The following is a 12,741-nucleotide window of genomic DNA, read 5'->3' as shown; positions in this document are numbered from 1 at the left end:
CTTGGAAGGGAGGGAGCAGCATTGGAACATAAAAAGAAAGATGGCGAAAAAATTGAAAAGAATAAAATAGACGCTGTAAAAAAGCTAATTGAAAAAGGTAAAAAAAATGGTATGTTAACATATAAAGAAATAGCTGATGCACTAGAGGAAATAGATCTAGATGTAGAACAAATAGATGATATATACTTAAGATTAGAGGATATGGGTATTGATATTGTAGGGGAAAAGGAAGAAGACTTGCTTCTTGAATCTGACGATGAAGATGGAGATGATGAGGAAGATATAAATACAGAGGATTTATCAGTGCCTAAAGGTATAAATGTAGACGATCCAGTACGAATGTACCTAAAGGAAATTGGCAAGATACCTCTTTTGACAGCTGATGAAGAAGTTGAACTGGCAAAACGGATGGAAGCAGGAGATGAAGTAGCAAAAAAACAATTAGCAGAGGCTAATCTTAGACTTGTAGTCAGCATAGCTAAAAGATATGTAGGTAGGGGAATGCTGTTTTTAGACCTGATCCAAGAGGGAAATCTAGGTTTAATGAAAGCAGTAGAAAAATTTGATTATAAGAAAGGATACAAATTTAGTACTTATGCAACATGGTGGATACGTCAAGCTATAACTAGAGCTATTGCCGATCAAGCCAGAACCATAAGGATTCCAGTGCATATGGTAGAGACCATTAATAAATTAGTAAGAGTCCAAAGACAGCTGGTGCAGGAATTGGGAAGGGATCCAACACCAGAGGAGATTGCCAAAGAAATGAATATGGAAGTAGAAAAAGTAAGGGAAATAATGAAAATTGCTCAGGAGCCAGTTTCCTTAGAAACACCAATTGGGGAAGAAGAAGATAGCCATCTTGGTGACTTTATTGAAGATGACAATGCCCTAGCCCCTGCTGAAGCAGCAACGTATATAATGCTAAGAGAACAACTTATAGATGTATTAGACACCCTTACTCCGAGGGAACAGAAAGTATTAAGATTGAGATTTGGTTTAGATGATGGAAGAGCTAGAACTTTGGAAGAAGTAGGTAAAGAATTTGACGTAACAAGAGAAAGAATTAGGCAGATAGAAGCAAAAGCTTTAAGGAAATTAAGACATCCAAGTAGAAGCAAAAAGTTAAAGGATTTTTTGGAATAAATTAAAGATTCGCTTTAAAGCGAATCTTTAATTGTAAAAAGAAACTTATCGAAAGGAAGAAATATATGAAATTGTCAGATAGATTACAAAAAATAGCAGATTTTGTGCCACGAAATACGATAGTTGGAGATATAGGGACAGACCACGGATATATACCTATATATTTAAGGGAAAATGGCATATCAAAAATAGTTATAGCTACAGATATTAGCCAAAGTTCTTTGAACAAGATAATAGAGTCTGTAAATGAAGTAGATCATATAGACCATATAGATATTAGGCTAGGTGATGGGCTAGAACCAATCAAGCCTTTTGAAATAGATACTGTAGTAATGGCAGGTATGGGAGGACTACTTATATGTGACATATTAGATAAAGACAAAGAGAAGAGGGATTCCATAACACATTTTATACTTCAACCCAATGTAGCATCCAAGGAGTTGCGGAAATACCTATATGACAACAACTTTGAAATAATAGACGAGGTGTTAGCCAAAGAAGAGGATAGGTTTTATGAGATAATATATGCGAAAAAAGGAAAGGCATATGTTACTGAAGACATCTACTATGAGATAGGGGAAAAACTTATAATCAACAGGGATCCATTGTTGGAAGAGTTTATTAAAAACAGAATAGGAACAATAGAACAGATATTAAGAGAATTGGAGGGTAAAAATACTGATAAAGCTCAGGAAAGATACCAGCAGCTATCGAAAAAGATAATAGAATTAGAGGAGGTGTTAGAACAAATTGAAAGCTGTTGAAATAATTCAGCTATTAGATCTATGGGCTCCAAAACATTTAGTGGAGGAATGGGACAATACTGGATTTCAAATAGGAGATTCTAACAGGGAAGTTGAAAAGATTTTATTGTCTTTGGATTTAACAGAGGAAGTATTTGAAAAGGCATTAGAAGAAAAAGTGGATATGATAATTACTCATCATCCCTTGATATTTAAACCTTTGAGATCCATAACAAGATTAGATCCAAAAGGAAAATTAATCTACAATATTATTCAGAATGACATAGTTGTATACAATGCCCATACCAATTTAGACTTGACAACAGGTGGTATAAATGATACTTTAGCAGATATTTTAGAAATAAATAATCCAAGACCATTAAAGATAGCCTATGAAGAACCTCTATATAAATTGGTAGTATTTGTACCTAATAGCCATAGGGATCAAATACGAAAAGTATTGGGAGACGAAGGTGCTGGCTGGATTGGAAATTATAGTCACTGTACTTATAACTTAGAAGGTATAGGTACTTTTATGCCTAGGGAAGGCACTAATCCATATATAGGAGAAACTTATGAACTAGAAGAAGTCCAAGAAACTAGGGTAGAAACTATAGTTCAAAAAAAGGACTTGGGAAGAGTACTAGGAAAAGTGATTGAAGCTCATCCCTATGAGGAAGTAGCCTATGATATATATCCTCTAATGAATGAAGGCAAAACCTTTGGATATGGAAGGATTGGAGAAACAGAGGAGATATCTTTAGTAGATTATTTGGACAAGATAAAGAAAAGATTGGATCTAAAACATTTAATAGTCTATGGCGATATGGAAAAAGACATTAAAAGAGTTGCTTTATGCGGTGGAAGTGGCTCTTCCTTCATATACGATGCTTATTTACATGAAGCGGACATATATATTACTGGCGATATAAAATATCACGATGCTCAATATGCTCATGACTTAGGATTGACTTTGATAGATGCTGGTCATTATCATACAGAAAAAGTAATACTGCCTGTAATAAAACAGTATTTGTACAGTAATATTAAAGACTCCATTCAGATCAAAATTTTTAGCCAAAGCAGTCCGTCTTGTGTAATCTATTAAACCACTTGGAGGTGGGTATATGGGAACTTTGGAACTATTGTGGGAACTTCAGGAACATGACAACAACTTAAAAGATATAAAGCTAAAATTAGAGGAGATATCTAATGGAAAAAGGATTAAAGAATTGTTAATGGGACTGGAAGATACGGAAAACAGATTGAATAGTTTAGAAAAAAGATTGGAAGCAAATGAGTATAGATTAAACAAGAACAATCTAATATTAAGAGACTTAGATTACAAGCTAAAGGAAACGGAAAGGGATCTATATGAAGGAAATATTTTAGATATAAAACAATTAAGCTATCTAGATAAAGAAAGGGATACAATAAAAGGAAAGATAGACGAAAAAGAGATTGAAATTTTACAACAGATGGAGGAAATGGATAGTTTAAAGGAGGAATTTATAAGAATACTACAGGATTTTAAACAATTAAAGTCAGAATATATTGAGCTTATAGAAAAGTACAAGTTCATAGTTGAAGATCTTAAAACAAAAGCTCAGGAGGAGAGAAGAGAAAAAGATAAAATATCACGTCAAATCCAAGAAGACATTCTAGTTATGTATGCAAAATTAAAAAACACTAGAGGAAATGCTTTAGCTGAAATCATAGATAATAGGTGTAGTGGATGTAATGTGCTATTGCCTACAATCGTCATAGATAAATTAAAAGATACAGATACTTTAATATACTGCGAAAATTGTGGTAGAATACTATATCCTAATAAATCAACACTCATGTGTTAATGAAAAATATGGATATTTCCCCAGTAAATGAATTTGCAAAACTTTTTAGATTATGCTATAGTATTTATGCTAAATAGAAAATATTTGATGAGTAAATCAGATGATCGCGTGCTTTTGCATGAGGAAAGTCCGTGCTCCATAGGGCAGGATGCTGGATAACGTCCAGTAGGGGTGACCCTAAGGCAAGTGCAACAGAAATATACCGCCCAGCATCGAATTATAATTGCTGGGTAAGGGTGGAAAGGTGAGGTAAGAGCTCACCAGCGATTTAGGCGACTAATCGGCTCTGTAAACCCCATCTGGAGCAAGACCAAAAGGGAACAAAAGGGACAGTTGCCCGCTGTCGTTCCAAAGGTAGGTCGCAGGAATCCATTGGTAACAGTGGATCATAGATAGATGATCATCCAAGACAGAACACGGCTTATAGATTTACTCAAAAACCCTTTAAAAATGTTGGTGCCAGGCACTAACATATTAACTTATTTGTGAAACAATTATCAACCATGTTTTTTGGAAACTAGATTTCCGAAAACATGGTTGTTTTAGTTTTCTAAGATTTTCCTTGACAATTATAGTCTACATAGCGTAAACTATAGTTAAGTCTACAAAGCGTAAACTAAGGAGTGATATTATGAAATATAATTTAAGTGAGATGGAAACAAAATTAGCTGAGATAATTTGGGAAAGGGAACCTATAAAATCTTCTGAATTAGTAGATATTTGTGCTGAAGAATTTGATTGGAAAAAATCTACTACTTATACAATGCTCAAAAGAGTTGAGAACAAAGGTGTAATTATCAATGAAGACGGAATTGTAAAATCTATTATATCTAGAAAAGATTTTTATGCTGGTCTTAGTAGCAATTATGTCAATAAATCCTTTGGTGGCTCATTACCCAAATTTATTGCAGCCTTTACAAGAGCAGAAAAACTTAGTGATGCTGAGATTAAAGAAATTGAGGCCATGATTAGGCACCATAGGGAGGAAAAATAATGGAAACTTTATTTTTCAATATAATTAATACTAGTATTACAGCTTCTATTATTATTTTATTTATTTTAGTCTTAAGATTTTTATTTAGGAAGTCTACTAAAAAATTTTCTTATGTACTATGGCTTATACTCTTAATTAAATTAATTATACCTTTTTCTTTCGAAACTAAGTTTAATCCTATGCCAAGTAAATTTATGGAGTTTTCAAATAGGGCTTATATAGAAGAAAATGTTCAAGGCGAAGAAACTATGCTAAAATCAGAAGCGGATCTAGGGGAAACCATAAATCCAAATGACAATAAAACTTTAAAAACTCCTATTGAATCGGAGGAAAATATCGCCAAATCAAATAAACTTACCATAAAAAATAGCTTTCCTTATATTTGGATAATTGGAATAATCTTATCTTTAACACATGGTTTCATATCAAATCAAAAACTTAAGAAAAATTTAAAAGACTCTACTTATATTTATGAAAACATATACGAAAATGAAAACCTAGATACTGCTTTCATCCATGGGATAACAAATCCCAAAATATACATACCAAATCATTTAGATGAAGGAGAAAGAGAATATATAATTATACATGAAAAAACCCATTTAAAAAGATATGATCATATTATTAAATTTTTATATTATTTAGTCCTTTCTATACATTGGTTCAATCCTTTGATTTGGTTAGCATTTTTTTTAATGGAGAGGGATATGGAACTTTCTTGTGATGAAGTTGTAATGAAAGAAATAGGAAATGATGCAAAAGAAGACTATTGTAGAACATTACTTTCTTTGGCAACTGGACATAAAAAAAAAATAGTAGCACCTCTTAGTTTTAGTGAAAATAATACAAAAGGGAGGGTGAAAAATGTGTTAGATTACAAAAAAACAAAATTTTGGGTAAGTATTGTATTGATTGTAGTTGTAGTAGTTTCAATATTTTTTATATTTACTAGGCCTAAAGACGATGAAAATGTAAATAATTATGTAGGAGAAGTAGAGAATGATGAATATGGACTTTATAATAGAACTTTTAAAGATCCTAGGGATGTAGCGAAAATAATATTTAATAAAGAATTAGAAAAAGTTAAAGAACATACTCATGAAAATGTTAAAATTGAAGAAGCTAAAATTACAAAATTTAAAGGATTATATTCTTATGAAGGATATTTAGATAATCCCATAGGGGTATTTGCTTTTGAATATATAATAAAGGGGAAAGAATTATTAGATTATCCCTTTGTAGATATTACTGCTGATGGTGCAATAACAGAAGAAAATTTAGGAGTAGGTAAGCCATTATTAGCTTTTGCTATTGTAGATGGTAAATATAAAAACGGTAAATATATAGGTGGTAAATATGAATTCTTAGGCTTTATATTTTGTGGAGAGTTTTACCTAGATACTAAAGCAGAAATTGAAATAGGCTTAAATGAATTATTAGAAAATAGAGGATTAAAAGGGCCTGAAATTTTCCCAGGGAATCATATTTTATCAGAAAACAAACTAAAGGAAGGTGGAACACATAAACTATTATTATCTCAACCAGCAAAGACTGGTAAAGGTGGAATATGGTGTGTAGATAGGTGGATGGATGAGAATGGAAATATGTATTATAATATTATCCCAAGTGATTTAAGTTTAAAAGAATATTATGCTGAAATCCAGGAACAAGTAGATAATGGAGAAAATCAAGATTTATTAGATGGGGAAAAAGTAGCATTAAAGTTTATTGAAGAACATTTAGGCCCTAGTTATGCTAAAGCCTATAGGTTTGAATTTTACGAAAATGCCAGTATAGATGATTTTTTAATTAAACCAACAAATCAATACTTTGGCTATATAATGGAATTAGTAAAATACGATTGGTCAGAGAATTATACTGTTCATTTTGATAAAGCGGAATTTCTCCATAATGTAGACCCTGGGGATTTGGAAAGATTAAAAGAACTTGGTGTCGACTCAAATAAATTAGATAATGGCTACTATATATATAATCCTACATCCTATCCAGCATCCTTTACAATTGATGAAGATACAGAATTTTATATAATAAAATTGGGAGACACCCATGCAGTAAAGGTAAGTGAAGATGAATTTATAGAACATTACAACAAAAACAAAGATGCCCTATATATGTTAGAAGATGAAAATTTCAAATTGAGAAAAGTGATGGAAGTATATTTGCCATAGATAAATTAATTTTTAGAAATAAGAAATTTTTAAAATTTTGTTCAGATGTTTCCTGTTTTTTTTATATTATTATTAAACATAATCTCCCAGCACTAACTTATTATCTTATTTTTGTATTGACTTATATTCCAAGTAACTTTATAATATAAAGTAGCTTTAAAATATAAAGTGACTAAATTGTCTAAAGCTACATATATTATAAAAAAGGAGGTTGGAATATGGGACGTGTAAATGCATTAGTGGTATTTGCTGAAGGATTATTATCTTTGTTTTCCCCTTGTGTACTTACAATCTTACCAGTATATTTAGCTATACTATCTGGTAGTAGTGTGAAGAATTTGAAGGAAGGAGAGGTTGGTTTTAAGAATAGTCCACTTCTTAAAAATACCATATTATTCGTATTGGGAATATCTACGACCTTTTTCTTATTAGGTTCTTCTCTCAATATAATAAATCAATTCGTTAAGGTGAACAAAACTACCTTAGGAAAGGTTGGCGGAATAATAATAATATTTATGGGATTATTTTATGCTGGTTATTTGAACATACCCTTTCTACAAAAGGAGAAAAGGTTCAATATGGAAGTCCATGAGATGAAACCACTAACTGCTTACCTGTTAGGTCTTACCTTTAGTTTTGGTTGGACCCCTTGTATAGGGCCTATGTTGGCTTCTGTATTGATCATGGCATCCAATGCTGGTAGTATGCTAATGGGGAACTTTTTGATACTAATATACACTTTAGGCTTTACCCTACCCTTTGTAATCATTGCTCTATTTTACGATAAATTATTTGAACACCTAGATAGGTTGAAACTTCATATGGATAAGATACAAAAAGCGGGGGGAGCCCTTTTAATAATAATCGGTCTAGTCATGGCATTGGGTGGAACGGATAATATAGCAGCATATTTTAATAGCGATAAAGATGAGCCACAAAAACAAGAACAAAATATTGCTGATGAAGAGGGAAGTGTCTCTGATAGAGGAGGAGCAAGTAGAGAAGAAACTAAAGAAGAAGAGGAAGGAAAAGTTCTTGCTCCAGATTTTACCCTTGTAGATCAGTATGGAAATACTCATACTTTAAGTGATTATCGGGGAAAAGTAGTGTTTTTAAACTTTTGGGCTACCTGGTGCCCTCCTTGTAGGATGGAGATGCCCCATATAGAGGAGATATACAATGACAACAATCAGAATTCTGAAGATGTAGTTATAATAGGAGTGGCTGGTCCAAATATTGGAAAAGAAGGAGATGAAGAATATATAATCCAATTTCTTGAGGATGGAGGATATACTTTTCCAGTGCTATTCGATGAGACTGGAAGGACTATGGCTCAATATGGGATTCAAGCATTACCAAGTACTTTTATAATCGATAAAGATGGAAATGTGATAGAATATGTTCGTGGAGCTATAGACAAGGAAACTATGGAATTCCTTATAGATGATGCTAAATAGTATCTAAGCAACAAAGGAGATGGTATTTTGAAAGTTACTTATGATTTATCTTGCAATTTAGCCCAAACGTTAAATATTCTAGGGGATAGATGGACTATGTTGGTTCTCCATAGAATATCAAAAGACAAAAATACCTTTAAAGAACTAGAAGAGACTCTAGATCCTATTCCTACCAATATTTTGTCTGATAGATTAAAGTTATTAAAGGAGAATGGATTGATATACTCAGAGCTATATAACGAACATCCCCCAAGATACCAATATAAGGTTACAGAAAAGGGAAAAGATTTTAATCATGTGTTTAATTCCATGATACTTTGGGCAAATAAGTATTTAGACGATTGTAGTAGAATTGTCTGCCACAAAAAATGTGAAACTCCAGTAGAAATAAAATACTACTGTAAAAACTGTGATGAATATGTTGACGATTTAGATCTGGTAGTAATAGATTCATAATAGAAGAAAAGGTGGTGAAAGGGTTCTTAATAAGAATGGCCAAGGCATATGAATAAAAACTTAGGGAAAATAAGCAACTATATCTTTTACTTAGGTCTTTTAGTTGCAGCCTATGGTCTATATAAATCCTATATCAGTACTAGGGGATTGCCTCCTGGAGCTTGCCCTATTGAGAACAATCGACCAGTACTATATATAGCCATAGGTTTGCTAGTAATATCTACAATCCTATCTTATATACAAGATCTACAAAAGAAGAATAAAGATAAAAAAATAAATAATTTAATAGGGAGAGATGATGATGAAAGAAATATACGACGATAATTTCAATCAAGAAGTTTTGGAAAATGATTTACCAGTACTAGTAGATTTCTGGGCACCCTGGTGTGGCCCTTGTAAAGCAGTAGGGCCTGTTTTAGAGGAACTATCCACTAAGTATTCTGATAAGATTAAATTTGTTAAACTAAATGTAGATGAAAATCCAGAAATAGCAGGAGAATATAGGATAATGAGCATACCTACAATTAAGATTTTTAAAAAAGGTAAAGTAGTAGAGGATTTAATTGGATTTAGATCTAATTTAGAATTTGAAAAGATTCTAGCCAAACATATATAATAAAAATCACCTGGTTTTGTCAGGTGATTTTTCTTTAATAATAAATACATAATGATCACCAGGTTGAGAATAGGCATATATTATGTTAATATTGAAGCGATATGAAACTTTTTATTCAAGCTTTGCAAAGGAATTTGTGAATACCTAACGAATATAATAACATAGTTATTATATTTATTTATCAAAATGGAGGTCGCCAATTATGGCAGGAAGGGGAAGCTTTTTAAGGATATTAATATTAGTTCTCTTTTTAGTTGGATGCCACCCTAGTCAAGTAGAATCAAAAAATATGGACAAGGTCATATTGCAATTAAGGTGGAATCATCAATTTCAATTTGCTGGTTTCTATGCAGCAGATTGGATGGGATATTATGAAGATGAAGGTTTGGATGTGGAGATTAGACCTGGACGTAAAGAAGATGGCAGGGTTATAAATGCAGTAGATGAGGTATTAGAAGATAGAGCTCATTTTGGAATAGGTTCTATAGATGTTTTACTAGCCGAGAGAGATTCAACAAGCCTATGTTTAATTGCATCAATATTTCAAAGAAGCTTGACTACTTATTATATAGACAAGGGTACTCCATTTAATTCCATAGTTGATATGACAAGATTAAAAGTGGGTAGAAGAAAAAAGGATCTATTGGATATAGAACTTCAGTCTATGCTCATTAGCGAGGGGATAGAACCCAATATATTGCCTTTAGTAGACGAACATGAAACCTTCCAACCAGAGGACATACTCCAAGGTAAATATGATGTAATACCTGGAATTGCAGGAGGCATAATCGAATATTATGCAGATAAAGATGGGATCTACCTAAAATCCATAAAACCTGTAGATTTTGGAATAGATTTCTATGGTGATTCTATATTTACAACTAAAGAACTATCCTACACAAATCCTGAATTAGTTGAAAGATTTAGAAGGGCTAGTATTAAAGGTTGGCAGTATGCATTAGAAAATCCTGAAGAGATAATACATAGAATGACAGAGGAGTTTTCTAATCCAGAATTAAGGGATCCTAGGGATTTTGAAGAATATAATAGATATCAATCTAAAAAGATAATAGAACATACATTATATCCTATTGTGCAATTGGGGAATATAAATCCTTATCGTTGGAACAAAATGTGTGAGAGTCTTACAAAGCTAGGATTGATGAACAAATGCATAGATATGGAAGAGTTCATATTTGATTACGAAAAGACTCAGGAAAAGAAAAATGAGATCATCATAAGAAGAACTATCAATATTTTGATAGTTGCGTTAATATTTACTACTATGTTATATATAGCCAATCTATCAAATAAAAATAGATTGTTAAAAGATGAGCTAAGAGAAAACAAGAGGAAGGAAGGATTAATTCTATATCAATCTCGATTGGCAGCAATGGGAGAGATGATAGGAAATATTGCTCATCAATGGCGACAACCCTTAAACAATATAAATCTACTCCTATCTAATATTGGAGATTGTATTAGAGAAGAAGAAATAGATGTGGAATATATAAATAACTCTATCGAAAAGGGCAAACTACTCACTAGACAGATGTCCAATACTATTGACGATTTTAGATATTTTTTCAATCCAAAAGATGAAAAAGAATACTTTTACATATTAGATGGTGTAAGATTGGCTCTAGATATTTTGGAAGATAAAATTAGATACAAAAATATAGGTTTAATACTTGATAATATATCTATAATAGCAACCTATGGATATAAAAATCAGTATGCCCAAGCCTTGTTCAATATAATCGACAATTCCATAGATGCATTATCTCTGGCGGATACTGGAGATAAACGATTGTATATATCTATTTATGAAGAAGACGATATGGGGGTATGTGAAATCATAGATAATGCAGGAGGAATTAAGGAGGACATACAGGATAAGATATTTGAAGCTTATTTTACTACAAAGGAAAGTAGAGAGGGAACGGGACTAGGATTATATATGACAAATACCATAGTTAAAAATATGGGTGGAAGAATAGAGTGGAGGAACACTTCTGATGGTGTCTCCATGAAAGTATTGACTCCTAAGGGGAGGTTGAAAAATGAACAAATCTAAGGATAAAGTTTTAAATAATATGAAAATATTATTAGTAGAAGATGATGATTTTACTAGACAGCAACTAGAACGATTTTTAAGAAGAAGAGTAGGAAAAATATTAACAGCCACAAATGGAGCTCAGGGATTGGAAATATTAAAAACGGATGAAATTGATATTGTGATTACAGATTTAAAAATGCCTAATATGACTGGCTTGGAAATGATTCAAATAGCTAGAGAAAATGATTACGATGGACCAGTGATTATCATATCTGCTCTTTCCGATACGGATACAATACTTAAAGCTGTGGATATGGGAATAGTAAAATACATAATAAAGCCAATAGATACAGATGAATTGGTAGAAATTTTAGTCAAACTATCCAAGGATATAATGAAAAATAAATTTAATGGAATAGTAATAGATGATGATCTAATAGTAGATAAGGAAAGGAAGGTAGCATTAGAGAGGGATATTGGAAGAAAAATAGCCCATTTTTTAAAAAGTTATACTGGGAAAGGTCCCAAAAACATACAAGTATTCATACAGGGAAATAATATTACTGTACAAGCCGAAGAAATCTTAACTCTAATGGAACAGAATATAGTGTCAAATGTTAGAAATTATAGTATAGTAGATTACAATAGAAGATTATTTTATTCTGAAAATAAAAGACATTTAGAGCAACATATAGAAGATGTAATAAATCATGAAGTGAATTTAATAGAGGCAAATTGCAATTCATCAAATAATTTAGATTTATTAAAATTTTCCTTTAAATGATTTGATTATTATTAAACAATATGTTATTATAATAGTAGATTAAAGCTAAAATAGATACAAATTGTAAGCTATTTTAGATTTGATTATGACAATAGAATATATTCCTGACAAGGATTAAAGATAACTTTATTGTAAGTTAGGCTTTAGCAGGTCAGAATAAAGGAATTAACATTCCTTTATTCTGACCTGTTTTTTTATCGAAAACAAACACAAGGGGTGAGAAGAATGATAACCATAAGGGAATATTTCAAACCAAAAACCTTAGAAGAAGCCTATGGACAATTGATATGTAATAGGAAAAACACGGTATTTGGAGGGGGAGCCTTCATAAGGATGGGTTCTAAAAACATACCATTGGCAATCGATCTATCTGAAGCAGGATTAGCCTATATAGAAGAAGATGAAAATATGATAAAGATCGGTGCCATGACCAGCTTTGGAGAT

12 protein-coding genes, 1 other RNA gene and 1 pseudogene are annotated in these 12,741 nt (G+C 31.9%); all 14 read left to right on the top strand.

What is annotated here, in order from left to right:
- Nucleotides 1-21 precede the first annotated feature (21 nt).
- Nucleotides 22-1,146: an RNA polymerase sigma factor RpoD gene (gene rpoD / locus C3E88_RS08465; protein ID WP_236909741.1), complete on the top strand. Its 1,125-nt coding sequence runs from the start codon at nt 22-24 to the stop codon at nt 1,144-1,146.
- Between the two features lie 65 nt (nt 1,147-1,211).
- The gene (locus C3E88_RS08460; protein ID WP_236909740.1) at nt 1,212-1,910 is read left to right on the top strand and encodes a tRNA (adenine(22)-N(1))-methyltransferase; all 699 of its coding nucleotides are present in this window, start codon (nt 1,212-1,214) and stop codon (nt 1,908-1,910) included.
- The gene (locus tag C3E88_RS08455; protein WP_236909739.1) at nt 1,897-2,997 is read left to right on the top strand and encodes a Nif3-like dinuclear metal center hexameric protein; all 1,101 of its coding nucleotides are present in this window, start codon (nt 1,897-1,899) and stop codon (nt 2,995-2,997) included. Before C3E88_RS08460 ends, C3E88_RS08455 begins: the two co-directional genes overlap by 14 nt.
- A gap of 19 nt (nt 2,998-3,016) precedes the next feature.
- On the top strand, nt 3,017-3,742 hold the full coding sequence (locus C3E88_RS08450) for a zinc ribbon domain-containing protein (protein WP_236909738.1): 726 nt from the start codon (nt 3,017-3,019) through the stop codon (nt 3,740-3,742).
- 88 nt (nt 3,743-3,830) lie between these two features.
- Nucleotides 3,831-4,182: RNase P RNA component class A (gene rnpB, locus C3E88_RS08445), an RNA gene on the top strand.
- Nucleotides 4,183-4,373: 191 nt separating this feature from the next.
- Nucleotides 4,374-4,736, top strand: coding sequence for a BlaI/MecI/CopY family transcriptional regulator (locus C3E88_RS08440; RefSeq protein WP_236909737.1), 363 nt, complete (start codon nt 4,374-4,376; stop codon nt 4,734-4,736).
- Entirely contained in the window at nt 4,736-6,925 is a 2,190-nt protein-coding gene (locus tag C3E88_RS08435; RefSeq protein WP_236909736.1) for a M56 family metallopeptidase, read from the top strand. The genes C3E88_RS08440 and C3E88_RS08435 overlap by 1 nt, the downstream gene beginning before the upstream one ends.
- A 218-nt stretch (nt 6,926-7,143) precedes the next feature.
- The gene (locus C3E88_RS08430; RefSeq protein ID WP_236909735.1) at nt 7,144-8,382 is read left to right on the top strand and encodes a cytochrome c biogenesis protein/redoxin; all 1,239 of its coding nucleotides are present in this window, start codon (nt 7,144-7,146) and stop codon (nt 8,380-8,382) included.
- Nucleotides 8,383-8,409: 27 nt separating this feature from the next.
- Entirely contained in the window at nt 8,410-8,838 is a 429-nt protein-coding gene (locus tag C3E88_RS08425) for a winged helix-turn-helix transcriptional regulator (protein ID WP_236909734.1), read from the top strand.
- A 48-nt stretch (nt 8,839-8,886) separates the two neighbouring features.
- The gene (locus C3E88_RS08420) at nt 8,887-9,162 is read left to right on the top strand and encodes a hypothetical protein (RefSeq protein ID WP_236909733.1); all 276 of its coding nucleotides are present in this window, start codon (nt 8,887-8,889) and stop codon (nt 9,160-9,162) included.
- Nucleotides 9,137-9,454: a thioredoxin gene (gene trxA, locus C3E88_RS08415; RefSeq protein WP_236909732.1), complete on the top strand. Its 318-nt coding sequence runs from the start codon at nt 9,137-9,139 to the stop codon at nt 9,452-9,454. The genes C3E88_RS08420 and trxA overlap by 26 nt, the downstream gene beginning before the upstream one ends.
- A 202-nt stretch (nt 9,455-9,656) precedes the next feature.
- Complete coding sequence (locus C3E88_RS08410) at nt 9,657-11,531, top strand: ABC transporter substrate-binding protein (protein WP_236909731.1); 1,875 nt, start codon at nt 9,657-9,659, stop codon at nt 11,529-11,531.
- Complete coding sequence (locus C3E88_RS08405) at nt 11,518-12,297, top strand: Na-translocating system protein MpsC family protein (RefSeq protein WP_236909730.1); 780 nt, start codon at nt 11,518-11,520, stop codon at nt 12,295-12,297. Before C3E88_RS08410 ends, C3E88_RS08405 begins: the two co-directional genes overlap by 14 nt.
- A 225-nt stretch (nt 12,298-12,522) precedes the next feature.
- Nucleotides 12,523-12,741, top strand: a pseudogene (locus C3E88_RS08400) (FAD binding domain-containing protein); the annotation flags it as partial.

Origin of the sequence: Clostridium sp. Cult3 (assembly GCF_021655115.1) — a bacterium.
Classification (GTDB): Bacteria; Bacillota; Clostridia; order Tissierellales; family Tepidimicrobiaceae; genus PPXY01.
Note: the sequence above shows the minus strand (reverse complement) of the source record. Positions and strands in the feature narration are given on the sequence as shown.